Annotated in this window: 26 protein-coding genes; 16 read left to right on the plus strand and 10 right to left on the minus strand. The window is 40.7% G+C overall.

Annotated elements, in window-relative coordinates:
* Window positions 1–2: 2 nt before the first annotated feature.
* Together ABJF57_RS13345 and ABJF57_RS13350 are read left to right on the plus strand one after the other, a co-directional pair.
* Window positions 3–1,289 (plus strand): beta-ketoacyl-[acyl-carrier-protein] synthase family protein, encoded by a 1,287-nt coding sequence (locus ABJF57_RS13345; protein ID WP_462229867.1) that lies wholly within the window; start codon window positions 3–5, stop codon window positions 1,287–1,289.
* Window positions 1,286–1,534, plus strand: a complete 249-nt coding sequence (locus tag ABJF57_RS13350; RefSeq protein ID WP_462229869.1) for an acyl carrier protein — start codon at window positions 1,286–1,288, stop codon at window positions 1,532–1,534. The genes ABJF57_RS13345 and ABJF57_RS13350 overlap by 4 nt, the downstream gene beginning before the upstream one ends.
* Here the strand turns inward: ABJF57_RS13350 and ABJF57_RS13355 are convergent, their stop codons facing one another.
* The 4 genes from ABJF57_RS13355 to ABJF57_RS13370 are packed head-to-tail and all read right to left on the minus strand — an operon-like array spanning window position 1,535 to window position 5,347.
* Window positions 1,535–2,449 carry a CDP-alcohol phosphatidyltransferase family protein gene (locus ABJF57_RS13355; protein WP_462229871.1) on the minus strand — a complete coding sequence of 305 codons (915 nt, stop codon included), beginning with the start codon at window positions 2,447–2,449 and terminating at the stop codon, window positions 1,535–1,537.
* Window positions 2,450–2,451: 2 nt separating this feature from the next.
* Window positions 2,452–3,384, minus strand: coding sequence for a fatty acid desaturase (locus tag ABJF57_RS13360; RefSeq protein ID WP_462229873.1), 933 nt, complete (start codon window positions 3,382–3,384; stop codon window positions 2,452–2,454).
* Between the two features lie 17 nt (window positions 3,385–3,401).
* The gene (locus ABJF57_RS13365) at window positions 3,402–4,514 is read right to left on the minus strand and encodes a phospholipase D-like domain-containing protein (protein WP_462229875.1); all 1,113 of its coding nucleotides are present in this window, start codon (window positions 4,512–4,514) and stop codon (window positions 3,402–3,404) included.
* Window positions 4,515–4,516: 2 nt separating this feature from the next.
* Window positions 4,517–5,347, minus strand: a complete 831-nt coding sequence (locus ABJF57_RS13370; RefSeq protein WP_462229877.1) for a DUF3108 domain-containing protein — start codon at window positions 5,345–5,347, stop codon at window positions 4,517–4,519.
* On the opposite strand from ABJF57_RS13370, the gene ABJF57_RS13375 reads away from it, so the two are divergent.
* Complete coding sequence (locus ABJF57_RS13375; RefSeq protein ID WP_462229879.1) at window positions 5,323–6,423, plus strand: glycosyltransferase family 4 protein; 1,101 nt, start codon at window positions 5,323–5,325, stop codon at window positions 6,421–6,423. The two genes, ABJF57_RS13370 and ABJF57_RS13375, sit on opposite strands and share 25 nt — an antisense overlap.
* Before the next feature lie 51 nt (window positions 6,424–6,474).
* On the opposite strand, the gene ABJF57_RS13380 is transcribed toward ABJF57_RS13375, so the two are convergent.
* From ABJF57_RS13380 to aepX, 3 genes are all read right to left on the minus strand, one after another.
* Complete coding sequence (locus ABJF57_RS13380) at window positions 6,475–7,566, minus strand: 2-aminoethylphosphonate--pyruvate transaminase (RefSeq protein ID WP_462229881.1); 1,092 nt, start codon at window positions 7,564–7,566, stop codon at window positions 6,475–6,477.
* An 84-nt stretch (window positions 7,567–7,650) separates the two neighbouring features.
* Window positions 7,651–8,766, minus strand: a complete 1,116-nt coding sequence (gene aepY, locus ABJF57_RS13385) for a phosphonopyruvate decarboxylase (RefSeq protein WP_462229883.1) — start codon at window positions 8,764–8,766, stop codon at window positions 7,651–7,653.
* 90 nt (window positions 8,767–8,856) lie between these two features.
* A complete protein-coding gene (gene aepX, locus ABJF57_RS13390) occupies window positions 8,857–10,149 on the minus strand; it encodes a phosphoenolpyruvate mutase (RefSeq protein WP_462229885.1) in 1,293 nt (430 codons plus the stop codon).
* A gap of 177 nt (window positions 10,150–10,326) precedes the next feature.
* On the opposite strand from aepX, the gene ABJF57_RS13395 reads away from it, so the two are divergent.
* The gene (locus ABJF57_RS13395) at window positions 10,327–11,046 is read left to right on the plus strand and encodes a phosphocholine cytidylyltransferase family protein (RefSeq protein WP_462229887.1); all 720 of its coding nucleotides are present in this window, start codon (window positions 10,327–10,329) and stop codon (window positions 11,044–11,046) included.
* Here the strand turns inward: ABJF57_RS13395 and ABJF57_RS13400 are convergent.
* Window positions 11,043–11,837 (minus strand): phytanoyl-CoA dioxygenase family protein, encoded by a 795-nt coding sequence (locus ABJF57_RS13400; protein ID WP_462229889.1) that lies wholly within the window; start codon window positions 11,835–11,837, stop codon window positions 11,043–11,045. The genes ABJF57_RS13395 and ABJF57_RS13400 overlap by 4 nt on opposite strands.
* 68 nt (window positions 11,838–11,905) lie before the next feature.
* Window positions 11,906–12,514, minus strand: a complete 609-nt coding sequence (locus ABJF57_RS13405; RefSeq protein ID WP_462229891.1) for a LicD family protein — start codon at window positions 12,512–12,514, stop codon at window positions 11,906–11,908.
* A gap of 27 nt (window positions 12,515–12,541) precedes the next feature.
* Between ABJF57_RS13405 and ABJF57_RS13410 the strand changes: the two genes are divergently transcribed.
* Together ABJF57_RS13410 and ABJF57_RS13415 are read left to right on the plus strand one after the other, a co-directional pair.
* The gene (locus ABJF57_RS13410) at window positions 12,542–13,444 is read left to right on the plus strand and encodes a hypothetical protein (RefSeq protein WP_462229893.1); all 903 of its coding nucleotides are present in this window, start codon (window positions 12,542–12,544) and stop codon (window positions 13,442–13,444) included.
* 71 nt (window positions 13,445–13,515) lie between these two features.
* On the plus strand, window positions 13,516–15,144 hold the full coding sequence (locus ABJF57_RS13415; RefSeq protein ID WP_462229895.1) for a cyclic peptide export ABC transporter: 1,629 nt from the start codon (window positions 13,516–13,518) through the stop codon (window positions 15,142–15,144).
* Here the strand turns inward: ABJF57_RS13415 and ABJF57_RS13420 are convergent.
* Window positions 15,141–16,043, minus strand: a complete 903-nt coding sequence (locus ABJF57_RS13420; RefSeq protein WP_462229897.1) for an NAD-dependent epimerase/dehydratase family protein — start codon at window positions 16,041–16,043, stop codon at window positions 15,141–15,143. The two genes, ABJF57_RS13415 and ABJF57_RS13420, sit on opposite strands and share 4 nt — an antisense overlap.
* Before the next feature lie 210 nt (window positions 16,044–16,253).
* Between ABJF57_RS13420 and ABJF57_RS13425 the strand changes: the two genes are divergently transcribed.
* From ABJF57_RS13425 to ABJF57_RS13470, 10 genes are all read left to right on the plus strand, one after another.
* Entirely contained in the window at window positions 16,254–17,090 is an 837-nt protein-coding gene (locus ABJF57_RS13425) for a DUF1647 domain-containing protein (protein ID WP_462229899.1), read from the plus strand.
* A 46-nt stretch (window positions 17,091–17,136) separates the two neighbouring features.
* Window positions 17,137–18,072 (plus strand): hypothetical protein, encoded by a 936-nt coding sequence (locus ABJF57_RS13430; protein WP_462229901.1) that lies wholly within the window; start codon window positions 17,137–17,139, stop codon window positions 18,070–18,072.
* A 136-nt stretch (window positions 18,073–18,208) separates the two neighbouring features.
* Window positions 18,209–18,811: a hypothetical protein gene (locus ABJF57_RS13435; RefSeq protein ID WP_462229903.1), complete on the plus strand. Its 603-nt coding sequence runs from the start codon at window positions 18,209–18,211 to the stop codon at window positions 18,809–18,811.
* A 221-nt stretch (window positions 18,812–19,032) separates the two neighbouring features.
* Window positions 19,033–19,803 carry a glucose-1-phosphate cytidylyltransferase gene (gene rfbF, locus ABJF57_RS13440; RefSeq protein WP_462229905.1) on the plus strand — a complete coding sequence of 257 codons (771 nt, stop codon included), beginning with the start codon at window positions 19,033–19,035 and terminating at the stop codon, window positions 19,801–19,803.
* 10 nt (window positions 19,804–19,813) lie between these two features.
* Complete coding sequence (gene rfbG / locus ABJF57_RS13445) at window positions 19,814–20,902, plus strand: CDP-glucose 4,6-dehydratase (RefSeq protein ID WP_462229907.1); 1,089 nt, start codon at window positions 19,814–19,816, stop codon at window positions 20,900–20,902.
* Complete coding sequence (rfbH, locus tag ABJF57_RS13450; protein ID WP_462229909.1) at window positions 20,902–22,212, plus strand: lipopolysaccharide biosynthesis protein RfbH; 1,311 nt, start codon at window positions 20,902–20,904, stop codon at window positions 22,210–22,212. The genes rfbG and rfbH overlap by 1 nt, the downstream gene beginning before the upstream one ends.
* Window positions 22,212–22,748 (plus strand): dTDP-4-dehydrorhamnose 3,5-epimerase family protein, encoded by a 537-nt coding sequence (locus tag ABJF57_RS13455; RefSeq protein WP_462229911.1) that lies wholly within the window; start codon window positions 22,212–22,214, stop codon window positions 22,746–22,748. The genes rfbH and ABJF57_RS13455 overlap by 1 nt, the downstream gene beginning before the upstream one ends.
* The gene (locus ABJF57_RS13460) at window positions 22,748–23,623 is read left to right on the plus strand and encodes an NAD-dependent epimerase/dehydratase family protein (RefSeq protein WP_462229913.1); all 876 of its coding nucleotides are present in this window, start codon (window positions 22,748–22,750) and stop codon (window positions 23,621–23,623) included. Before ABJF57_RS13455 ends, ABJF57_RS13460 begins: the two co-directional genes overlap by 1 nt.
* Window positions 23,624–23,637: 14 nt before the next feature.
* Window positions 23,638–24,390 (plus strand): glycosyltransferase family protein, encoded by a 753-nt coding sequence (locus ABJF57_RS13465; RefSeq protein ID WP_462229915.1) that lies wholly within the window; start codon window positions 23,638–23,640, stop codon window positions 24,388–24,390.
* Window positions 24,391–24,483: 93 nt separating this feature from the next.
* Window positions 24,484–24,999 carry a 4'-phosphopantetheinyl transferase family protein gene (locus ABJF57_RS13470; protein ID WP_462229917.1) on the plus strand — a complete coding sequence of 172 codons (516 nt, stop codon included), beginning with the start codon at window positions 24,484–24,486 and terminating at the stop codon, window positions 24,997–24,999.
* The last annotated feature ends 22 nt before the right edge of the window (window positions 25,000–25,021 follow it).

Below are 25,021 nucleotides of genomic sequence, written 5' to 3' on the forward strand. Positions count from 1 at the left end.
TTTTGGAAAAACATAGAGTTGTAATAACCGGATTGGGGGTAGTAGCTGCGAATGCTATTGGAGTTGATAACTATGAAAAGGCTCTGCGAGAAGGCAAATCGGGAATTAAACATTGGGAAGAGTTAGACAAAATCAATCTCAAGTGCCAAATCGGTGGTGCCCCAGATCTTTCATCTATTAATTTAGGTGACCATCTACCTCGATTGCTGGCAGAAAAAATAACCAACAAAGGCATCTTGTATGCTATGCTTTCAGGTGTTGAGGCTTGGAAAGATGCAGGACTAGATTTTAATACCGAAAAAAGGGATTTCAACGCCGGAATGATTTTTGGTGCCGGCGATTTAAGCTTTGATAGCTTCATCAATAGACCATTCCCTTCATATCCAATCGATAATGGTGAAAGCAGGAAGTTAGGATCTAGAACGATCTCTGAATGCATGAATAGTGGAGCTGCTGCTTATCTTAATTCAATTCTTGGGGTTGGCAATCGGGTTCAATCCAATTCATCTGCCTGCATCACAGGGTCAGAAGCCGTTCTTATGGGATATGAATACTTATCCGAAGGCAAAGCAGATCGCATGATTTGCGGCAGTACCGAAGGAGACGGTAGATATATCTGGGCAGCATTTGATGCCATGCGGGTTCTTTGTTCAAATTCGAATGAAAATCCTGAATTCGGATCAAGACCAATGAGCGATTCATCATCTGGATTTGTCCCTTCGGGGGGTTCCGGTGCTTTGGTCCTAGAAACTTTAGAAAGCGCGAAAGCAAGGGGGGCGAAAATTTACGGTGAAATTTTAGGCGGTCATGTGAATTCCGGAGGTCAACGCAGCGGTGGCACTATGACAGCAGCAAACCCTGAAGCAGTGGTTGATTGCATTACACGCGCGATGAGTTCGGCCGGCATTACACCTGATGAGATCGACCTGATCAATGGACACCTTACTTCTACTAAAGGCGATCCTGCGGAAATAAGAAATTGGGTGAAAGCTTTGGGGAGATCCGGCAAAGATTTTCCGCTTATCAATACCCCAAAATCAATGATAGGTCATGCAGTGGCTGGAGCAGGTTCCGTTGAGCTGATTGCTAGCGTGTTGCAGCTGAGTAAAGACTTTGTTCATGCGAATTTGAATGTTGAAAACATTCATCCTGAAATTTTATCAGAAATTTTTGGGGGTTGTATTCCTACGAGTTGCCAAAGCAAGGAAGTAAACACTGTAATCAAGGCCAATTTTGGTTTTGGTGACTTAAATTGCGCGCTCGTTTTAAGGAAATACAAAGAGAGATGACAAGAGAAACTGTAAAAACCGATCTTATTAATATCATTAAACCTTATTTACCTGAGGATATCATGGAAAATGAAGTTTCAGAGGATAAGCACCTTATCAATGATTTGATGATCAACTCAGCACATATCGTAGATATCGTGTTAGATATTGAAGATAAATTCGACATCATGATTGATGATGACGTGATTGGAGAAATGAACACAGTTCAGGATTCAATCAATGTAGTTTTGCAAAAGACTGCCTAGCTAGTTGGTCAATTCCTTTAGCAATTTTTGATCATACTTCCTCTGTATTCGTACCAGAGGCCAGTATCCTATTGTCCATAGAAGGCTTAAAGCCAGAAATAGGTCGAAACGTCCGAAGATTGCAAAAAGTATCGCTGCATTCCGGTGGGTATTACTGCCGCCAAGCCAGGCCCACCAAAACAGCAGTTCAAAATTCAACTTCTTGTAGAGAATGTTAAACTCTTCCGGTTTGGAAGAGGATAGGTCTCGCATGTTTTGTCGCATTTCAGCAGTACGGGAGGTAAATCGAATCTGCTTGCCTGTATAATCACGATTTATTCCGTCAATTATTTTATGATACCATTTATCCCCTGTTGGCTTTATTTCGCTGACAGAAAGGGGGATATATCCCGCCTGTGACTTTCCAGCCAGCAACAGATACTCTGACTTATAAAACTCATAGAGAGCAGCCTTGTAGCTATGCGCATAGCCTGTAGCCGCCGTTAATATGAAAATCCACCAACCATACGCTTGCACAAAGTAAAGTGTTCCGCCTACATAGCAAGCAATAAACACCAAGTTGTCAATGAGTCCGTCAATGACTCTGCCCATGTCTGAAGACTGCCCCGTCATTCGCGCAAGTTGGCCATCAGCACTGTCCAAAACTCCTGCCCAGACAACTAAAAATCCGCCCAGAAGTACTATTTCAACTCGATCTTGAAAGTAAAGGAGTCCTCCACCTATTACACCTACCAGTAAACTAATCAGCGATACATTGGTGGGAGTCAATCTTAACCATTTAGCCACCTTGGCGAAATATAACCCGTAAAATCTACTGAAGTAGATATCGAAGCGCTCTTCTATATCAATAAGTTTGATGGTAGAAAGTACCTCATCCAGATGTTTTCGATACCTTCTTTTTAAGTATCCGAGCATTTCTAAATATTACGCTTTACTCGTGAGAATAACGAAATCTTATTATCGAATAAAAATTGCCAGATGACCTTAGCATAACTCTTGTGCGCATACAGATCATCGTAGTGTTCGCCGGCAATCTTCTTTAGTTCAGGAAGTTTTGAGCCCGGTATAGTAGGGAAATCATGATGCTCATTGTGGTATCCAACATTCCAAATGAACTTATTCCACCATCCGTAATATGAATAGGTTTCTTGTCCTTCTTTGTAAATGAAATGCTCAGCTACGAAGTGACCAGATATTGGATGTAATCCTGTCGCCAAAGCCGTAGACAATCCGAGATACAAGAGCCCTGACCACCCCGCCAAATAAAAGAATCCCACCATTCCGCTTATCTGAAAGATTGCATTGATGATCTGCCATTTGTCTGGAACCAAAGGATGCACAAAGATTGGTCTAATCGCATAGACAGGAATTTGAATGATTAACCAAATAAATTTTCCAATCGGCCCTCTAAAGACTCGAGCTTCCCAACTAACAGCCAAATCTGTATCCACCCCTTCCTTGCCTTGGTGCCAGTGATGTTTTGCATGATACGCCTTAAATGCCATGGCAAAAGGGACCACAAGAGGCAGGTTAACTACTATTGCTAACCAATTATTCAGTGGCTTCTTTTTGAATGCAAGATCATGAGTAATCTCATGCACTGCCAAAACGATAATGTGAGTTAGTGTCGTACCTACCAGTATCATAACTAAGGCAAAAATCCATGGGTTATCAGGCAGGAAAAATATTGGGATCGAAAGCTGTAAAGCAGACACAAAAAGTGTTTTGAATATCAGTGATGGATCATTCCCGAACAACTTCTTCACTTCAGGGTGAGATTCCATGATCACTTTCCTTCTTTGAAAATGAGGTTCTTTTTCTTCGCTCCAGGTAAAATCTTGTTGCTCCATATCTCTTGCAAATTTAACTAATGGGGGCGTAAAAAAGTTCTTGATGCAAATCCACCTACTTTATCAAGAAGATTCATCGTTATGGACGCCTTCTTAGTCTGCAAAGGTGAAAATTCATCGTCATTCGAAACTTCTCTTACTTCAGTCATCACCTTCGTCTTGAAATCTTGAACCAAATGTTGGTCATTCGAAACAAAAACAACTTCCTGTTCAAAATAATAGCTCACAAGGTCATAATTGCTGCTTCCAAAAATTAACTTTTGATCATCTATCAAAATTGCTTTCATATGGGACATTCCAGGGTATTCTTTCAGCTTGAAATATCCTTTTCGCTGTTCTGATAAAATGATGTTTTTGAAAATTGACTTATTATTTTCCTGTGGAGATACTACTGTTATCTCCACTCCATTGGCAGCTACTTTTCGCAAAACCCCTAAGAGTGGTTCAGAAATATAAGGAGAGATGATTTGTACAGATTTTTTTGCGGATCGTATATGCTCAAAAAAATTTTCATACAGTGTTTTGCTTTTCTCTCCATTAAAAAGAAAAAGAGTTCCCTCATCTGTTTTTACGGAGGTGGATTGATTGACCTCATTCCACGTAGAATGAAAGTCTGAAACAAGGTGATCTCCTAACTTCTTATCATGAAGCTCTACCATCATATCATGCCACTCAAAATTATGATCACTAAAATTGATCCCTCCTAAAAAGCTTATTTCCGCATCGACTACAACCATTTTTTTATGGTTTCGCAACGGATATTTTTGTCCCAGCAAACCAATAGGGTTTGTGAATTTAACCTCTATTCCAGCTTTTTTTGCTTCCTTAATTAATTTAGATGTCTCTTTCACTTCATTCCGAAATGCTGAATCCAATAAGTATTTAAATGATTTTATGAAGTGATCATTGATCACTACTTTGGAATAACTATCAATCAACAGTCTTTTGTCTTTCGCAGGGCTTGCCTTCATTATATCAATCAACCACCTACCTGCAGCATCACCTTCAAAGGTCATCGCTTGCGCATGCAAGGAGTCTTTTGCTTCTCCAGCAACTTTCTCCAGCCTTTCCATGAAGGCCTTTGAACCCAACAAAATTTCAGATTGTCCCAATGCGAGATTTTTACGCAAAATTAACGGGCTATCCGTGAATTCATGTATTCTACTTTATCCAAATCAAAAATGAACGATCCAACGGTCATATCAATCTCCAACCTAAGTGGAAGCCTGTTTCGATCATCGCTCATGATTACTCGGCCAGTCTTTCCTGATTCAAAATACTCTCCTTCCGGAAAATCCAATCCAAACTCCAATGCTCTTACCCTTCTCCCGTCGTATTTATGGGTGGTGCTTTTTCCTGGAAGCATCCTGAATTCATACAGATCGTTTGAAAAAAAAGTCCTGATTTCCACTGTATTTACAAACTGAGACTTATCCCTGCTTCGCAACCACATGTATGTGCTTAATGCGTCCCTAATCGGAACATTTCCGGATTCGAACCTATGATATCGCCATTCATCTAAATCTTCAATATATGCACTTACGGAAACTGAGTCTGCATACGAAAAGTAATCATGGCGAATATCGATTGACCCTTTGCCTTCCATGTCCCGATCAGACCTGAAAGGTTGGAGCTGGTCTGCTTCTATTAGTGATTCCATGCAGACGCTTAACTTGGAAAACACACGAAACCAGCTTGCAGTCGTTACCGTGAATTGCACTTTATAATGAGGCTTACCGTTATCTCCCGGATATTGAAAATCAGGATCTAGCCATAAAATAGCTTCCCCTATGTTAAACCAGCCAAACTTCATGTTATAGGTAAGTTTCTCTCCGGGTTTAAAAGGATATGATTTATTTTGAGCTCCAGATTCGACTGAAGCAAAAAGTAAAACCAATAGAATCGAAACCCTGAACCAACCCCGAAAGATTGAACTGAATGAAAATTGCTCTTGTATGTCCATATGATTTTTCAAGACCTGGTGGTGTAAAGTCACATATTGTCAGTTTGTCCAAACACCTTGCAATGATAGGACATCATGTAAAGATCATTGCTCCCAATATTAATGCCAATTTGGTTGAAGAAAAAAACGTTCACTTTTTTGGCCGCAATAGATCAGTTAATGTTGGTGGCACGAAGATAGACGTTAACGTCGCATTGGGGGATGAAAAAAAGTCACTCAAATCTTTCCTCAAAGAAGAAGCTTTTGACATTATTCACTACCATACCATTTGGAACCCCTTGCTTCCTTTTCAGGTGCTGAAACACTCAAAAACAAAGCAGATCGCAACTTTTCATGATACGCCAAAGAGTGAGTTTGTAGGTGATTGGATTATGCCTACTGTAGCACGGGGCATTTTCACTTTTCTGGATCAAATCATTTCTGTTTCAAAAAGTCAGTCTGGGTATATCTCAAGGTTTTCGAAACGTCACATTCATATCATCCCCAATGGGATAGATCTGGATGAAATCGCAACCCTTGCGCCAAAAAAGAGTGATCGGAAAGACGATTTCTTTCAGATGTTCTTTATGGGAAGACTGGAGCCAAGGAAAGGTGTGATGCATGCACTTCAAGCTTTTCATCAGCTGAAGAAGCGATATCCTAAAATGAAGCTAATCATTGCGGGAGATGGGGATGGAAGAGCGGAAGTGGAACAGTACATAGCCAACCACTCTTTAGAAGATGTCGAGCTATTGGGTTTTGTTGATGAAAAAACCAAATATCGGTTATTAAAAGAATCTGAAATCTATCTTGCTCCTGCGCTTTATGGGGAGAGTTTCGGCATTGTACTATTGGAATCAATGGCTGTAGGAACTCCAATTGCCGGCTATGCCAACTCGGGATATAAGAATGTGATTACTGATCAGATGATGGAGGGTTTTGCGGAACCAGGTGACTTAGACCAATTTGTCTCATGCATCGAAAAATTAATTTCAACAGACAAACGCAATTCCCTTGCCAAGCATGGTTTAGAAGAAGTGGAAAAGTATGATTGGGCAGAGGTATCGAAAGAAGTGAATGAGGTTTACTCAAAGTAATTTTCTTCAAAAGAGAGTGGAAGATGCGGTGTCGGGCACGGCATGACATAGCTATCTAAAGTAAGCCCTCACTTTGTCCATGACGTAATCCATATCTTCCTCATACAATTCACCAATGACAGCCACTCTAAAGGTCTTACTTTCCGGGATTACACCAGGATAGATCGTAATTCCATTTTCGTAGAGGTAATCATGAAAATCATTAAAATCCAAGCCTGGTTTATCTAAATTGATCGCTAGCAAGATTTTTGACTCCTGTTCCTCTGGTAAGAAAAATGTAAATCCCAGTTCCTTGAAGCCATCGTAAAGCTTTTGCCAATTGGCTTGATAGCGTTTCCATCTGTTTTCCAAACCCTCCTCTTCATGCTCTTTTATTGCTTCTAAGAACGCATAACTGGTTTGAACCGGAGGAGTAAATCGCAACTGATTCTTTTTCTGCAGATTATCCCATTGCTTGTATACATCAAAGTAGAAGCCTGTTCCATTCTCTTTCAATTCCTCCGTTCGATCTTTGTGAAAAATCACAAAAGAAAGCCCAGCCATTCCATGAATACATTTATTAGAACTCGAAAATAAGTAATCGATGTGGAGGTCAGCCAAATCGATGGGATACGCTCCGTACGAGCTCATAGCATCTACTATGTATTTCACCCCTGCATCCTGACATATTTGGGCAACTTCTTCCAATGGGTCCATCATTCCTGTTGAGGTTTCATGGTGGACCATGATCAAATGAGAGTAAGTTCCTGAGGAAAGTTCTTCCTTAATTTTGTCTGGTTCTGGATAGTCTCCAAACTCAAAAAGAGATGAACTCTTCAACCCATACCCGTCACAAATTGCTTTCATCCGGATGCCATACGCACCATTGGTTATTATCAATGCATGATCATCTTTTCCTAAAGCAGAGACCAGGCAAGCTTCCATCGCTCCGGTACCACTCGCACCAAATAGAGAGACGTTATGCGTCTCTTGTCCATTTCCAACTTTGAGGATGCCACTGCAGATATCATGCATCACTTGTCCAAATTCCCCTTCTCTGGGGCAAATGTCGGATACCAACTGAGCTTCCTTTACACGTTGTGAAGTTGTTGCAGGGCCTGGGTTCAATAAAATCTTTCGATCTAATTCTTTTTTGTGAAGCATAAGATTTCTTTAATTCAAATTAAATTTAGTTAGCTGAGAATAACTAAATCTAGCTTAACTATTGGCTCAATATCAAAGGTCGCTTTAGCTTAGGTTTTTCATAAAAGCTTCCTTGTTTTGAACAGGGGTAGTTGTTGGTCTGCCCAGGTCTGCCCTTGAGGATTCCGTTGTTCGCACTTCTAGCATCACAGGACCATCCGTGCTCTGGAATTTATCCCAAACTGATGGAAGTTCCTCCATGTCTGTAACCAACCATGTCTGGTTGTATCCCGAAGCTTCAGCAATTTTTTGAAAGTCAATCGCAAAGCCCACGGTGGCCTGACCACCAACTGACTCATGGCAGCCGTTGTTGATCAATATGTGTTTGTAATTTTTTGATGGTTGATTGCCAATAATAGCACCTGCACCCATGTGCATGATGGTTGCTCCATCTCCATCCAGGCAATAAACCGGACGATTCTTTTTACTGAGGGCGATTCCTAACGCAATTTGAGATGCATGACCCATTCCTCCTACCGTGAGAAAATCCTTTCCATGACCCATGTTGTGCTTGGCACGAATTTCAAAAACTTCTCGCGAAGATTTTCCAGTTGTGGACACAACAACGGCCTCATCCTCCATTTTTTGTAGCATCCATTCTATTACTTCTTCTCTATTGATTTTATAGGGATTATCAACTTTTGTTTGAAGCTTGTATTTTTCGAAGGTTCCTTTTCTTACCAACAATGCATACGGAGCCTGGGACTCACCCATGACTTTTACTGCCTCCTCCAATTGTTTATCTGCCTCGGCTTCCACTTCTGAAAGGACTGCATACGGGATATCCATTGTTTGAAGCAGTTCCTCAGAAATCCTTCCTTGTTTCACATGCTGTGGTTCATCTTTTACACCCGGTTCACCTCTCCAGCCAACCATGAGTAGCATCGGAATGGAATACACATCACTATCAGCTAGTGAAGCGAGTGGATTTACGCAATTCCCAAATCCTGAGTTTTGCATGTACACAAGTGGAATCTTACCTGTAGCCAGATGATGCCCCATTGCTAAGGCTATTGCTCCCCCTTCATTGGCAGCAATGATATCTGAACCTTCATCCGTCATCACCGAGCAAAAATCTTTGAGAAGTGAATCAGGTACTCCCGCTGAAAACTGAATACCCTGAGCGCGGATGGATTTTAAAAAATTCTGAGGGTTTAACATTACTGTGAAATTTTGATACAAAGCCTGATTAAAGCAAGCCAATGGTTTAATATTTCTTGACAAGAATCCAAAGATGTGTGCCAATAGGCACTAGTTTGGAAGTATGGTCAGTATTTCTTTGATGGACATACAAAATTCATCAGCCTCTTTTGACCTTTTATGTGTCAAGATAGATTCTGCGGTTTTTTTCATGGCTGGGAAAGCGGCTCTCAAAAGGTGATTTGCATAAATAACGATGCTAAATCCTGCCTGATGCAGCTCCTCCTCTGTGAATTGATTGTAAGAAGAAGGCACAGAAACAACCGGCACTTTGTATTCAAACTCCTGGTAACGTTTCATGAATTCCATAATCTCACTGCCGTCTTTGTGTCGGCTGTGAATCATGATTGCATCCGCTCCTGCCTCGATGTATGCTTTTGCTCTGGTCAATGCGTCTTCCATGCCGTGCTCAGCGATCAGGCTTTCCAGTCGCGCAATGATCATGAAATCTTCGGTAACCTGCGATTTCTTACCTGTATTGAGTTTCTCGCAAAAACCTTCGATGGTATCCAATTCTTGCTTCACTTCTGTCCCGAAAAGTGAATTTCTTTTCAGTCCTACTTTATCTTCAATGATAACCGCCGAAACACCTAATCGCTCTAAGTTCCTAACTAACATAGCAAAGTGTTCGGTAACGCCTCCAGTATCTCCATCAAGGATAATTGGCTTGGTAGTCACATCAAGTATATCATTGATGGTGTTGAATCTCGAGGTTCTGTCAACGTATTCCGTATCCGGTTTTCCTTTTGCCGTTGAATCGGTCAGTGAGCTTACCCACATGGCGTCAAACTCTCGAACTTCATTCTCTGCAGAAATACTGGTTTGCTCAACAATCAATGCAGAGATACCGTTGTGTGTTTCCATCACTCGCACAATGTCTTTAGATTCCAGAAGCCTTCTCAACATTCTTCTTCGAATGTCAGGGGTAGTTCCTACTTCCTTCATTGCGGCCCTTAGTCCGGTAGAAGAAATACCGCTGGTGTACTCTGGCTCTACTAGCTCTCCTCCCCACTCTTCCAGCAATTTCACAACCTTATCTCGAATGTGTTTTTGAGGACCACTTTTCCAATCGCTTCCATGCACCACATAATCGGGCTTTAAGGCACGCAGATTTTGTTCATAATCAAGTTCTTCCTGAGGAATCACTTCATTCACACCTTTTAAATTTTCAAGGATTTTTTTTCGCTCATCATAGGCCAAAAAAGGCGTTCGGCTATACTTACTGACTGCTTTATCTGACAGCAAGCCAACCGTTACTTCACCCAATTCTCGGGCAACTTCTATGATATTGACATGGCCATGGTGAATGAGGTCTGTGCCCATTCCTACGTATACTTTTTTCATGTGAAAAGTTAATTTTTTTTATAGGTACACATGGAATTCGCAATAAATCCAATCAACCTTAATTGGGGAAACATTAAGGGTTCTGGATTCATGCTCATTTCATTGCGATTTAGAATATTCTATCTTCGTGGCAAATTAAGCCTAAAGGAACGGAAACACCGTCGAAAATCTAAATAGATGACGCAAACGATTGAAACTGCTGTAATACTGGCTGCCGGAAGAGGAACACGTTTACAGCCATATACTTTTGATATCCCAAAGGGGTTTATGCCTGTTGGAGAGGAGCGATTAATTGAAAGATCCGTGCGATTGCTCAAAGAGAATGGCATTAAAAATATCATCATTGGCACAGGCCACTTACATGAACATTATGAGAAGTTTGCCAAAGAAAATGGCTTGACAACATTCCTAAGTCCTGACTTTGCCACCACAGGCAGTTTTCATACGCTCATATTTGGATCTGAGTTGATCAAGGGTGATTTCTTACTTTTAGAATCTGATCTTCTTTATCATTCTAATGCAATAACAAAACTGCTAACCACTGAGGCCAATGATGTGGTTTTATGTAGCGGATTCACTCAATCGAATGATGAAGTGTATGTAGAAATTACAAACAACAACCTGAGTAATCTCTCTAAAAAGAAAGAAACTTTAAATTCCGTAGATGCTGAGTTAGTAGGAATTTGGAAGATTTCATTTGACTTGCTTGATAAACTCAAAGCTCATCATAACAAAGCCGATGACGCATTAAAGAAAGATTATGAAGTTGCTATCGCTCAACTTTCCGGCGAGCATGCTGTAAGTGCTTTGAAAATTGATGATCTAGCCTGGTGCGAGATCGATAATCAAGCACATCTGGAAAGGGCTAAAAAAGATATTCTACCGCGATTGGACTAGCTAGGTGCGTGGGGGTTTCCCACCATGTAGCGTGGATCGTTGAGGTTTTTCCTTTTATCCTCATAATACTTTTCGCGCATGTCACCCATTGCTTTGGGATTATAAACTCCGTAAAGAATCCTTCTTCCAACATTGGAGTTGTTAATTGCTGAGCGATGCGGTAATCGTTCAGTGAATAAGACTACATCACCAGGTTCCGTTTCAAGCTTGAGCCATTCCAATTCATCTTCCACTGATTGAGCCATCTTAGAAAAATTGGGATGCTCAGGGTCAGGGCTTTCCATTGGAAGAATGGTTAAGTCATTAAGTGCCCAATCAGGCACTACCTCTAAGCAGCCATTCTCTTTGGTGGCTGGGTCTACACCTACCAAGATTGAAATGTAAGGGACCACGTCAGGGTCAAAGGCTCTTAGGGATCCACTTTCATAAGCTACACCATCTTGATGAGCAGAGTGTGCTCCTCCGCCTGGTGCCTTGAAATTGATTCTATCTTTATAAAGAACTGCCTCTTCACCCATCAATTCACTGATTAAATGAATGATATTGGGATTTGTTAACAAACTTCCAAGATTTTCGTGATAAGGAACGAAATTCTCAATTCTTGAAAGCTGCTCAGGATTATGCATCTCATAAAAGTTGAGATACTTTGACATATCCAATGGCCATTTAGCTATATCATCGACCCAATTGGATATTTGGGAAATTTCCTTCGCGAAGATTCCCTTAAATACCAAATAGGAATTTTTAAACCAAAATTGCTTCTCGCTTGCAGATAGATTAATATTTTCCATTGTAGTTGTAGTAATGCTATTAGAAGGACGAAAATGACCTAGCAATAGTTCACGTTTTGAGGTTTTTTTTAATCCGTTTTCTTTGGTGCATGCCAAAGCCCGGAAACTTTATCTCTACTACCTCCTGTACCCAGATAGCCATACATCAATTCCAAATACCCCTTTGTGTTATTTGGAACTGTAATCTCTTCCCCAAGAAACTGATCTTTTTTTAGTGGCCAAACTATGCTTTTTGGGATGTGCTGTCTCTCGTTTGGATAAGTAGCTTCAACGAAGCTTCTCACTGTATCTTCATGATCTTGATAGAAGAAAACATCAAAGTCATACCCTTTATATGAAAAGAAAACCTTCGGACCATCATGGTTAGCCGAAGTATCATAGTACTTCAGCCCTTTAGGCATTTGATGTTTAAGCTTTCGAACAGCCTCATATGAGGTTTCCATCATGGCTACATCTACATCAATATCATGCGGAATGATCCCGCCTGTTCTATGGTAACCAAGCAACGTCCCAAAGTCTAGCCAAAATGGCTCGCCTGACTTTTTTAAGACAGAAATAGACAGCCGATACATCTCCTCCAATATGTGTAGTTTTCGTTTTTGATATTGACCTGGCATTGCGAATAAAACTACATTTGCAATCCGTTGTAAATATTGATAAATGCGCAGGGGAGTCATTGTATTTGTAAAATTTAAGTCGAAATAATGCCGAATAAACTAGAGGTTGATCTTGTCTATACGTGGGTAACTGGTGAAGATGAGGACTATATTAAGATTTGTCAAAGTTATGCAGATAATCCAAAAGACATCAACCCTGAACGCTATCGCGACACATACCAACTTCTTAAATATAGTTTACGGTCTGTAGAGAAATACCTCCATTGGTATCGAAACATCTACATCGTTACCGCTAGAGCTCAAGTCCCCGAATGGTTAGACACATCTAATCCCCGAGTAAAGCTCGTTCATCACGATGAAATAATAGACGAGGAGTATTTGCCAACTTTCAATCCCAACTGTATTGAAAGCTTTTTACACAAAATTCCAGGCCTGGCCGAGCATTTTCTTTACATCAATGATGACTTTTTGTTTGGGTCAGAAACAACTCAAGATATTTTTTATAAAGATGGCATTCATACCATTTTCAACTCTCTGTTTGGTGAAAATCTGAGCTGGAGAATCTATGATGGTAAAAATGATCTGGTTGGATTGGGGATAATAGAACATACTCCTTTGTTTATAAAAAGAGAGTTTTGGGGGGCAATGACTGAGCTTTTTCCTGAAAAGCAACACATTACGCGATCCAATAAATTTCGTCAACCCAGCGATCTTATGACTTATAAGTTTTATCGCTACTATATGCTGAAGCATCAAAAATCGTCTAGTTACCCTATACCTCTTCCTGAGCTATTGAAAGTCAATTATTTCCATAAAATCACGAACAAGCTTGAGGTTCAAAAAAAGGCCTTTGCCAAAATTGTGCAAGATGCTCCCAACTTTTATTGCCTAAACGATGATCAGCGGGACAATCCAAATCCTGAAGTAGTGAAACTTGTTCAGAGTTTTCTAACCGAGAACTATCCTGCTAAGTCCGAATTTGAGTTGTAATTTTGCGACGTTTTTAAAATCTCCATATAATCTCCTGAAATTCAAACGATCAAGGAGGCAAACAATCTGAAATGCGTGTCATAAGACTCCTGTTAGGATCATCCAGAAAATTATTTTTAGCCGCCGCTTTCACAAGTGTATTGACTGGCTTTTTCTCTACACTTGTAATCAAAACCGTTCATGAGTCTATCCAAGGTGATGACTTTGACTTAAGCTCATTCATTCAGAAATTTGGATTTTTCTGGGTCATGTACGGGGTGCTATCGGTAATCTCTTCTTATTCTATTTCCAAGCTGACTCAAAAAATCATCCATCAATTGAGAGTCAAGCTTTCCAACAGCTTTTTGCGAGCGAGTTTTGAAACCATGGAGCACAATCAGAAAAAGATGCTTCCGATTCTCACCGAAGATGTTAAAACGATTGCTTTCTCCATTGACCGGCTGCCAAACGTCACCACTGGACTTGCTTCCATTATTGGAATCTTAGCCTACATGATCTGGTATTCTCCTTTTCTTTCAGGCGCAACAGTTTTGATTTTTGTTTTTGTATTTCTATTCACGAAAGTTTTACTCCCATTTATACGGAAGTATGAAGAACAATCCAGAACTCATCTAACTGATATTTTCGACTATTTCCACGGATTGGTTTTCGGAATAAAAGAGCTGGTATTGAACAAAGAATCACAGAAAAGATTTCTTAAAGATTTCATCATTCCATCGAGTCATAAGCAAAATGAAGCTTACCTAAAAGAAAGCGTAGCTGCCGCCATTATGAATCGAGCAACAGATATGATCTTACTATTGGGAATAGCAGGTCTTATAGTCGCCGTATTCACATTTCAATTTGTAACGCTAGAATTTTTCGGACACTATCTGACACTTGTTCTTTTTACACTAGCTCCATTATCCACCGCGGCGGGGTTTTTTAGTGGCTTAAAACGACTTGATGTTGCTTTGGAACAAATCAACAAAGTTGGCTTAGAGTTAAAACCAGACCATGAATTCAACGAAGGCATGCACGCCTTGGATGAGCCAGAAGATAATGAAAATGTGATTGCGCTTGATCAAATGAAGCATAGCTATTATCACACAGACATTGATCAGCACTTCGCGATGGGGCCAATTGACTTATCGGTAAAAAAGGGCGAGATGTTATTCATCGTAGGTGGTAACGGCAGTGGTAAAACCACGCTTGCAAAGCTTCTGCTGGGCCTATACACTCCATTATCCGGAAAGATATCCTATCGTGGGCAAGTAATTACAGAGAACAATTTATCTACCTATCGATCTAAGTTTTCAGCGGTTTTTGTCGACTCCTATTTATTCGAGGATTTCTTAAATGTGGATAAAGATTATCTGAAGGAACATGGAGAGAAACTGATAAAAATGTTCAAGCTAGAGAATAAGGTGAAAATAAAAGATCACAAATTCTCAACTAAAAACTTGTCAGAAGGACAGAAAAAACGATTGGCGCTTATCATCTCCATCCTCGAAAACAAGGACATTTACCTTTTTGATGAGTGGGCTGCAAATCAGGATCCTCTTTTCAAGGAAATCTTTTACAAAGAAATTCTTCCGTTGTTGCAGTCTATGGGCAAGACACAAATCGTAATAACGCATGATGATAGGTATTTCAACCTTGCAGATCGTGTAATCAAGTTAAGAGACGGCAAAATCAGCGAGTTCAAAGCCCAGCCTTAGTCGGCTTCCAGGAGTTGAGATATTCCTTGTTCAAGTGAGATACTCGGAGACCAATCAGCCAGTTGCTGGATTTTCTTGATTGAGAGTACATTGGTTTTTACATCGAAACCACGGCTTTCTAAATGATCAATCTCAAGCGGCCTCTTGATCAATTTCTCAAAAATTGAACTCAGTTCATTTAGAGAAGTACCTTTTCCAGCTCCCATATTGAGGGTCTCGTTTTCAAGCCTCAAACAGCTTAGGATGCCCTTGCATAAATCGTCAATGTGAATAAAATCACGAACCAGCTCCCCTTCGCCCACCATCTGAATTGCCTTGTTGGTTTTGATCATTTCTACCCAATGACCAATAACACCCAACCCTTTTTTAAGACTGAATCCCGGACCATATAAGTTGGATGGTCTCAAAATGACGTATCTCAAACCCTTCTTCTCAGAGGCTTCCCTGATTGCGTCCTCAACCTTAAGCTTAACCTGGCCATAGGCTGAAATCGGTTTGGTTGGATGGCTTTCGTCAATCGGGAGGTAAGATGGCGTTCCGTAAACAGTACCGCCAGATGAGATGAAAATAAGCTTTGCATTCTTGCTTGCGCAAAGCGCTATCACATTTTTCGAGGCATTCCAATTTAACGCCATTTCAGCGTCAACATCTGATCCGGTCACTGCAGGATTAGACCTCCAAGCCAGATGAATCACCACATCTTCCGAGTCAATGTGCTGCGCCAAGGAGTCATTTGCAAGATCTACGACAAACTGATCATAAGAGAGAGTTGATATAGGATCGGTATCAGTGGGATGGATATCCAATAATCTCACATGATCAACATCGAAATCAGTTATGTGATTTACCAGATTTCGCCCAAGAAATCCATTGGCACCTGTTATGATCACTCTTTTCACGCTGATTTAAGTAATATGAGTTATGTCAAATTAAAAGATGTAAGGTAAAGCAAATACTGAGGTGAATTCACTTCATTTTGCATTCATTCCAAATTACATCGAGCCTACGAAAGAGAACCAGTTCCTGCGGTTTCTTTAATTTTGCCAGATACCGACTGAGAACAATTCCTTCAACCATAAATCAACGCATATTTCTCTTTTGATCCGCTAATGTCAGACCAAAATAATCACATTATTTCCGCTTGCGATAAAAATTTTTATCGCTGCTTTGTGCAATTCATCTATTCATACGAGCGCCATCACGAATACCGAAATAGCAATCTCATTTTCTTTGACTTAGGCCTGAATGATGAGCAACGCGCAGAGCTGAGAGAAAAAGAAAAAAGGAATGAGTGGCTTGAGGTTCGTTCTTTCGACTTTTCAAAATATCCTTCCTATTACGCACCACAAAATGAAAACTACGCATGGAAACCCACCCTGATTCATGAAGTTTTTGAAGAGAAAAAAGGAAACATTTTGTACCTGGATAGTGCTAATTTGATTCTGAAGAATCTGAAGCCAATTTGGGATCTCATAGAAACTGAGGGAACGTACGCTCCACTATGCGGAACAGGGACTCTTGAAGAATGGACACTGGATGCAACACTCGACTATTTGGATGTGTCTGAAGAACATAAGAACGATAGAAACAGAGCAGGAAACACGATCGGATTTTCCTATCACAATGAAGCTGTGCGATCGATGGTCACTCAATGGAAAGATTTGGCGGCCGTTGAAGAGTGTATTTATCCGAAGGGAGCTACAAGACATAATCATAAGAGTGATCAGTCGGTAATAACTATCTTATTACTTCAACAGCAAGCAAAAGGGAACATTCAATTGACCGAGCAAGAAGTAGATATCAGTTCTTCGCACCCAACCAAATACATAAGCGTACGAAAAAAGGTGACTGAAAATATGATTCTCCCTATTGGTCCAATGACGTATACTTATTTCAAGCTCCAAAGGTTGATTGACATTTTGAGTAATAAACTGGTTGGCAATTGATAACCAACGTTAGAAAATAAATTTTAAAACAAAACGTAACAAGGATTTGATTATCACGCTCACAATTACAGGACTTGCATTGTTCCTCATGCTCGGATACAATTTTTTATCAGGCAAAGCTTTGATCAGGGATTTTATGCTTCACTTGCGACTAAAGAATTCCAACTTGAAATCTTTAGATGAGAAGTGGAGCAAAGCTGAAAAAAAATCAGATGTCATCGTTTCCTTTACGACTATTCCAGAGCGCATAGACAACATCGAAGGAACAATCAAGAGCTTATTGATTCAAAATGAGCTTCCGAAAAGAATCAATATCTATTTGCCATTCAAATCCTTTAGAAATGGAAAGGAATATATAATCCCAGAATGGTTGAAAGATTTGAAATCTGTTGATCTGGTTAGAATTGAAACCGACTATGGTCCCGCTACGAAATTTATCCCTGCGATTCTTACGCAGGATCCGGATCAAAAAATATTGGTGACTGACGATGATAACATCTATCCTCCAGGGTATATCACAGAGCTGCGAGAAGCATCAGATGCACTTCCAGACAAGGTGGTAGCAGCTAGCGGCTGGCGTGTGCCATCGGATCTTATTGACAGGCCAACCACACTACTAAGCAACCTGCTTAAAAAGCCACCAACTCCTGTACCCGGCACACGCGTCACTAAGCCGTATCAGATTGATATTCTTCAGGGCTACTCTGCATTTTTGTTTAAACCCAAGTTTTTTAGCGGCGATGAGGTCACTAATTATGATGGAGTGCCCAACAATATTCGTTTTGTAGATGATGTCTGGGTAAGCGCTCATTGCAAGGTGGATAAAGTAGTAGTACCCATGAGCCGTTTTTGTTTCACACCTTTTTTTCAACATGACTTTTTTAAATCCTCAAGCTTGGCGAAAATCAACAATTGGGGTAAAGAAGATTATTCACAGCGAAATAATTCAATCGCAATTAAGTTCTTTGAAGAAAAATGGTAATTGATTAAGCAAAGAGTCGATTGAAAAAAGTATATGCATGTAATTTTGCATTTGGCATTTTATTTGAACTGAAGAAACCGAATATTTAAACATTGCTGTTTTAAGCAATAGAAAGCTCAAAGAAATTCGTACAGACATGAAACTAAATTTAACCGCCATACTTATCGTCATTCTTGTTGGCTGCAATAGCGCAACAAACGACAGCAAACAGGCCGAAGCTCCCAAAAAGAAAGCTTCACCCCCTGCAGCCAAAGTTCAACAGCAACCAGGGCCAACATACGAAAGCTTCTACTTTCCCGATTCAGTAGAATTAGAAACCATTGCGTATTCCGGTGAAATAGATCAGGAAACAGCGCTTCAAATTGTGGTCAATTCACATAAAAAGGTAAAAGCGGACTTCCTCAATTACATGATGGAGGCGTACAAAACCATTACTCCTGCGTCGAGCCAATTGGAGCCTATGTTTGATGCAGAGCACATCGGTAAGTTTATTGTGTGGCAATATGCCAAAGAAGACACTGAATGCTTTCCGGCTATTTTTGAAGCCTTGAACATCGTTTTTGAGCAATCCGATGAAGACGCATATACACTCGCAAAGTACGGCATCTATCAGATGATGATCTATGAATCTAAGAGATTAGATGTAAACTACAATGGTGATTTCAACCCATGGTTGGTCGGTACTACCAACAAAGAGTGGTTTGAACTCATTGATGAAATGGAAAGTGGACGGTCATAACCTGAAAAAGCATAATTCATAACCTTCCATTTTTTGAAAATAAGATTCAAATCAATCTTGATCAAAACTTCCAATTAGCCCATTAAAAGTGATTCTCCATTTTTACTTAGAGATCGGTTTTTGAGCTCGCTTCGCCAATATTTAAACCCTATTTCAAAAGAAATAACCTAAACACGAATAAAAGTAGCCTTGATGTTAACTTTGCGGCGAAATAATATTCTATGAAAGTTGTAATACTAGCCGGCGGACTAGGAACTCGCCTTAGTGAGGAAACCCATTTGAAGCCAAAACCCATGGTTGAAATTGGTGGCAACCCCATCCTATGGCACATCATGAAAATATACTCGAGCTATGGCTTCAATGAGTTCATCATTTGCCTGGGCTACAAAGGGTATATTGTCAAGGAGTATTTTGCAAATTACTTTCTGCACTTATCGGACGTCACCTTTGACTTATCAACCAACGCTGTTGAATACCACAAAACAGAAGCGGAAGCCTGGAAAGTAAGCCTCATTGACACGGGCCATAAAAGCATGACCGGCGGACGTATCAAGCGTGTAAAAGATTACATCAATGGGGAGCCATTTCTACTTACTTACGGCGATGGTGTCGGGAATGTGAATATCGATGAGCTAGTCAGGTTTCATAAAGGCCATGGCAAATTGCTAAGTGTAACTGCTGTCCAACCCTCGGGACGTTTTGGTGCCTTAAACATCGATGATGAAAACAATGTAGATTCCTTTATGGAGAAGCCAAAAGGTGATGGGTCATGGATCAATGGAGGTTTTTTTGTCTGCCAGCCGGAGGTTTTAGATTATATTGATAATGACGATAGCATCTGGGAACGAAAGCCTATGGAGTCCATTGCAAAAGACAATCAAATGGCAGCTTTCAAACATCAGGATTTCTGGAAACCAATGGATACCTTACGAGATAAGCTTGAGCTGGAAAATCTTTGGGAATCTGGAAATGCACCCTGGAAAAATTGGTAAATAAATTCTAGTGAAAAAAAGCGAGATAGATTTAATCCAAACCACCTATTCAGGGAAGAAAGTTCTGGTCACGGGCCACACAGGATTCAAAGGTTCCTGGCTCATCACTTGGCTGGATATGCTGGGCGCAGAAGTAATGGGCTACAGTCTTGCCCCAGAAAACGATTACGACCTTTATAACCAAATAAGCTCGGAGACAAAGCATCAATCAATCATTGCTGACATCAGAGATAAAGAGCAGTTTGAGCAGGCGATATTGAATTTCAATCCAGATTTTATATTTCATTTAGCCGCACAACCACTGGTCAGGTATTCGTACGAACATCCGGTAGAGACCTACGAAACAAACGTAATTGGCACTGCCAATCTACTCGCTGGCATGAGAACCCTTTCTAAAAAATGCGCGGCAGTTTTAATAACAACGGATAAGGTCTACCACAATAACGAGTGGGACTACCCATACAGAGAAAATGATCGGCTTGGGGGATATGATCCTTACAGTTCAAGTAAAGCTTGCTGTGAGCTTTTGATTGATTCCTTCGGGAAATCATACTTTAACCCATCCTCCTATCAAGAACATAAGATTTCATTATCCACCGCCCGAGCAGGCAATGTGATAGGTGGCGGAGACTGGGCGAAGGATCGAATAGTGCCCGATATTGTGAGAGCGCTGGAAAAAAGTGAAGCGATCAATGTAAGAAACCCGCTATCGGTTAGGCCCTGGCAGCACGTCATAGAGCCACTCGGTGCATATATGCTGCTTGGCGCTAAATCGTACAATGATCACACAATGGGTGGTGCATGGAATTTTGGACCTAACACGAACGACATCCTCACGGTAGGAGAATTGGCGAACCATGCGATATCTATTTGGGGTGAGGGCACCATCACTTCTCCTGAGGTGGCAGACGGACCTCATGAAGCTGGATTATTGATGCTAGACATCAGCAAAGCCTATAGAAAATTAAATTGGGAGCCAAAATATACTTCTGCAGAAGCTGTGGCAATCTCCATCAACTGGTACAAGAATTTTCTTGCTGGGGAGAAAGCTCACCAATTGATTAAAAACGATATTAACAACTATTTAAACATTACATAATGGAGTTCAAGAATTTGGTCGATGAAAACCTGATAAATTCTTTGAGAGCAATCGCTTCTGAGAAAGTCACCCAGACGATTGTGCCAGGAGAAAATTACATTCCTGTAACTGGCAAAGTCCTTGATGAAAATGATCTTTTATTGGGAGTTGATGCGGTGCTTGATGGCTGGCTTACGGCTGGTCGATTTGGGAAAAAATTCGAATTCAAATTTGCTAAGTATTTCGGAAGCAAATCCTCGCTGCTTGTAAATAGTGGATCTTCGGCAAACCTTGTTGCCTTCTACACGCTTACTTCTCCTAAATTGGGTGATAGAGCTATTAAGCCAGGTGATGAAGTAATCACCGTGGCAGCAGGCTTTCCTACTACGGTGAATCCGATGATCCAGTTTGGTGCCGTTCCCGTTTTCATCGACATTGACATTCCAACATATAATGCCAAAGTTGAGTTACTTGAACAGGCCATCTCACCAAAAACTAAAGCCATCATGATGGCGCATACGCTGGGAAATCCTTTTGACTTAAAGGCGGTTATGGAAATCGCTGAGAAACACAATCTGTGGGTAATTGAAGACGATTGCGACTCATTAGGAGCTACGTTCAATGGTCAAAAAACAGGTTCTTTTGGAGACTTGGCAACCGTCAGTTTCTATCCGGCTCACCATATTACTATGGGAGAAGGAGGTTCTGTTCTGGTGAATAACATCAAGCTGAAAGTGCTTGCAACCAGTTTTCGAGATTGGGGACGCGACTGTTATTGCGATCCAGGGAAAGACAACACCTGCAACAAAAGATTCGATTGGCAGCTGGGAGACTTGCCCCACGGATATGACCACAAGTACACCTACAGCCACATTGGATTTAACCTTAAGGTGACAGATATGCAGGCTGCTATCGGCTTAAGTCAGCTTGAAAAAGCGGATCATTTTGTGGAACGGAGAAGGCAAAACTATCACACGCTTTACAGCAAGCTAAAAGCATTCGAAGAGTATTTCATTTTACATGAACCAACACCAGGATCAAATCCAAGTTGGTTTGGTTTTCTGCTGACTATCCGAGATGGGGTTAACATCCAGAGAAATGAATTGGTACGATTCCTGGAAGACAACAAGATAGGAACCAGGTTGCTATTCGCTGGCAATCTCATGCGACAGCCGGCATATACGAATATTCAGAAAAGAGAAGTAGGAACCTTTGAAAATACCGACAAAGTGATGAATGATTCATTCTGGTTAGGCGTTTGGCCTGGACTGAATGAAGATCACTTTGAATATATCGTGACAACACTCGGGAAATTTCTTCAGTCCAAGTAATGGAATTCAACAGAACCGATATACAAGGTTGTTATTTAATCACCCCTTTTAGTCAAGCTGATGAGCGTGGTGAGTTTGTGAAATTTTATAATTCAGAAGCTTACGCTAAAAATGATTTGAATTTTGAGATAAAAGAAATCTACTATTCCACATCAAAAAAGAATGTACTGAGGGGCTTTCATTTCCAAACACCTCCTGCTGATCATACCAAGATTGTCAACTGCTTTACAGGCGCTATTGCAGACTTTGTGCTGGACATACGAGTGGAGTCACCCACCTACGGAAAATGCATTGTTTTGGAATTAAGTGCTTCAAACAAGCAGGCCGTCTATATCCCAAAGGGATGTGCACACGGCTTTCTATCACTTGAAGACAACACAATAGTCACGTACCTTCAGGAAACTGTTTACAATCCTCAATTGGATAGCGGAATTCTTTGGTCTTCAATCGATATCCCATACGAAATTACCAATCCGACGCTCTCCAGTAGGGATCAGGAGTTTCCCAGTTTTCAACAATTCAAAAGTCCATTCTAGTGCGAATATTAATGACTGGAGCGACCGGATTTATCGGATCCAACCTATTAAAAGCATGGTCATCTACACATGAGATCGGCATCCTTGTCAGACCCAATAGTCAAATCACAGAAGAGATGGCTAGCCATGCCGCCGAACAATTCATCTATGATGGCAGCTTTGAATCTGTAAACAAAGCATTCGATTCATTCAACCCTGAAATCGTTATTCACCTAGCATCCTACTACGTATATGAGCATAAGCCAGAAGAGTTAGACACGCTGGTCGAGAGCAACATAAAAGTGGGAGCCTATCTATTGGAAGCCATGAAGTTACATGAGGTAAAGTATTTAATCAATACCGGCACATCATTTGAGCACTTTGGCGAGCAAGAGGAACATGCTGTTAATCTCTATGCAGCAACTAAGCAGGCCTTCGGAGATTTGTGCAAATACTATTGCCATGCCGGACATATCCGTGCCGTCACCTTGAAGCTATTTGATACTTATGGAGATGGGGACGAGCGAAAAAAATTATTGAACCTCCTGAAATCCAACATCTCTACGAAAGAAGAATTGAAGTTATCGCCGGGAGAACAAATCATTGACATCCTTCATGTTTCGGATTTGATAGCCGCCTACCAAATTGTGATGGACAATATTTCTTCATACACTGATAACTACTCCGAATTTGGCTTGAGTGGTCAGCAAAGATGTTCTTTAAAAGAGCTAGTGGCACTGATTGAACGCATCGCTGGGGAAAGCACCAACATTCAATGGGGAGCGCGACCTTACCGTGATAGAGAAGTCATGACTCCCTGGGAGAATTTTGAGCCGCTACCTGGATGGCAACCAAAAATTTCGCTTGAAGAAGGAGTACAAAGGTTTTTAGCCTAAATGGAAAGTTATAAATGAAAGGAACGCAAGAAATTAACCTACTCGTAGCTGTCACCAATCACAAGCGCAACCAGGAGGCCATTGCCTTAAAGAAATCATTTGAGCCGCATGTCGACACTATTTTGATCGACAATGACTCTCCGTTTGAAAGTGACGATGAAAAGCAATTCTTCGATTATGCACTGCAAGGTGCCTACTACAGCGGACAAATAAATCAGGCTTATGAGCACATGAAAGACCACACCCATCTGCTTATCATCAACTCTGATATCACCGTACATGATTTCAAAAAACTGATTGACAGAATAAAAGATGTGTATTCCCAACATCCTGACGTAGGGGTATATGCTCCTTCAGCCCATTATTCTCCTCACAACCACATGGCAGATATGGGAACAAAGGATATTCGGAAAGTGACGTTTACGGATGGGTTTTGCTATGTGATACCCAAAGATTTTCTGGATATTTTATGCCCAATAGACTTAAGCGTGAATAAAATTGGGCACGGGGTAGAAATATTCCTCGGCTTTTTAGGCATAAAGCACAAGAAACCTACGGTAGTCGATGACTATATACTTGTGAACCATCCGAGCGGTAGCGGGTACAGCAGCAAGGAAGCACGATTGCAAAGGGATAATTTCTATGAAACAAAAAGCCGTGCTGCTCAAGTCTTCCACTCTTGGGTATCGCATGATATTCTCAAAAGTCGGTTTGGGTATTTCTTTGTTAGGCTGCTCATGAAGTTCTATCTACCAGAAAAAGAATAATAGCATTTTGAGCTTTAACCTACAAAAAACACAAATTGAGCAGTAAGTCATTAGATTTGTTAAACATCTACTAGAATAGAATACCAAAAGTTTATGCTAGGAATAGATATTGTAGACCTGAAAGACCCTTCATTTAAAGAGCGAGACGACAGAACCCTCGATCTAGTGAAGAGCAGTGATGATGTTCTGATTGAGCACCCTCATTTGTTCTGGATACTTTGGTCTGCAAAGGAAGCAGTTTTTAAATGCAGAAGGGAACCAATAAATTTTTCTCCCTCCAAAATACCTATCCAGATTAGCAATGAAAACGGTGAAATCACTTTCCAATCAAACAAGATTAAAGGACGAATCACTTTAAAGGACGAGTACATTATTGCCATTTGTGGTGATCTGGATCAGACGGAGTATCATGTTTTTGAAAAAAGAGACAATAACTGGAGTGAGGGAATTCGCTTCATGATCATTGAATACTTCCGAGAGCTAGAGCACGATTATCACATTGGATCGGATGACTTAAACCTTCCAATCATTGAGCCGTCCAAACAAGAGATATCTATTTCGCACCATGGCCGTTATGGTGCAGTAGCATTCCCTAAAAGTCTGCTATAAATCACCCATACATTATTTTATA

It is taken from the genome of Ekhidna sp. (genome assembly GCF_039940915.1).
GTDB lineage: Bacteria > Bacteroidota > Bacteroidia > Cytophagales > Cyclobacteriaceae > Ekhidna.

What these genes read in the sequence shown, in the direction of transcription:
- ABJF57_RS13350 (WP_462229869.1), top strand. Translation starts at nt 1,286, where the DNA reads ATGACAAGAGAAACTGTAAAAACCGATCTTATTAATATCATTAAACCT.
- ABJF57_RS13355 (WP_462229871.1), bottom strand. Translation starts at nt 2,449, where the DNA reads ATGCTCGGATACTTAAAAAGAAGGTATCGAAAACATCTGGATGAGGTA.
- ABJF57_RS13360 (WP_462229873.1), bottom strand. Translation starts at nt 3,384, where the DNA reads ATGGAGCAACAAGATTTTACCTGGAGCGAAGAAAAAGAACCTCATTTT.
- ABJF57_RS13375 (WP_462229879.1), top strand. Translation starts at nt 5,323, where the DNA reads ATGAAAATTGCTCTTGTATGTCCATATGATTTTTCAAGACCTGGTGGT.
- ABJF57_RS13370 (WP_462229877.1), bottom strand. Translation starts at nt 5,347, where the DNA reads ATGGACATACAAGAGCAATTTTCATTCAGTTCAATCTTTCGGGGTTGG.
- ABJF57_RS13380 (WP_462229881.1), bottom strand. Translation starts at nt 7,566, where the DNA reads ATGCTTCACAAAAAAGAATTAGATCGAAAGATTTTATTGAACCCAGGC.
- aepY (WP_462229883.1), bottom strand. Translation starts at nt 8,766, where the DNA reads ATGTTAAACCCTCAGAATTTTTTAAAATCCATCCGCGCTCAGGGTATT.
- aepX (WP_462229885.1), bottom strand. Translation starts at nt 10,149, where the DNA reads ATGAAAAAAGTATACGTAGGAATGGGCACAGACCTCATTCACCATGGC.
- ABJF57_RS13395 (WP_462229887.1), top strand. Translation starts at nt 10,327, where the DNA reads ATGACGCAAACGATTGAAACTGCTGTAATACTGGCTGCCGGAAGAGGA.
- ABJF57_RS13400 (WP_462229889.1), bottom strand. Translation starts at nt 11,837, where the DNA reads ATGGAAAATATTAATCTATCTGCAAGCGAGAAGCAATTTTGGTTTAAA.
- ABJF57_RS13405 (WP_462229891.1), bottom strand. Translation starts at nt 12,514, where the DNA reads ATGACTCCCCTGCGCATTTATCAATATTTACAACGGATTGCAAATGTA.
- ABJF57_RS13410 (WP_462229893.1), top strand. Translation starts at nt 12,542, where the DNA reads ATGCCGAATAAACTAGAGGTTGATCTTGTCTATACGTGGGTAACTGGT.
- ABJF57_RS13415 (WP_462229895.1), top strand. Translation starts at nt 13,516, where the DNA reads ATGCGTGTCATAAGACTCCTGTTAGGATCATCCAGAAAATTATTTTTA.
- ABJF57_RS13425 (WP_462229899.1), top strand. Translation starts at nt 16,254, where the DNA reads ATGTCAGACCAAAATAATCACATTATTTCCGCTTGCGATAAAAATTTT.
- ABJF57_RS13435 (WP_462229903.1), top strand. Translation starts at nt 18,209, where the DNA reads ATGAAACTAAATTTAACCGCCATACTTATCGTCATTCTTGTTGGCTGC.
- rfbF (WP_462229905.1), top strand. Translation starts at nt 19,033, where the DNA reads ATGAAAGTTGTAATACTAGCCGGCGGACTAGGAACTCGCCTTAGTGAG.
- rfbH (WP_462229909.1), top strand. Translation starts at nt 20,902, where the DNA reads ATGGAGTTCAAGAATTTGGTCGATGAAAACCTGATAAATTCTTTGAGA.
- ABJF57_RS13455 (WP_462229911.1), top strand. Translation starts at nt 22,212, where the DNA reads ATGGAATTCAACAGAACCGATATACAAGGTTGTTATTTAATCACCCCT.
- ABJF57_RS13465 (WP_462229915.1), top strand. Translation starts at nt 23,638, where the DNA reads ATGAAAGGAACGCAAGAAATTAACCTACTCGTAGCTGTCACCAATCAC.
- ABJF57_RS13470 (WP_462229917.1), top strand. Translation starts at nt 24,484, where the DNA reads ATGCTAGGAATAGATATTGTAGACCTGAAAGACCCTTCATTTAAAGAG.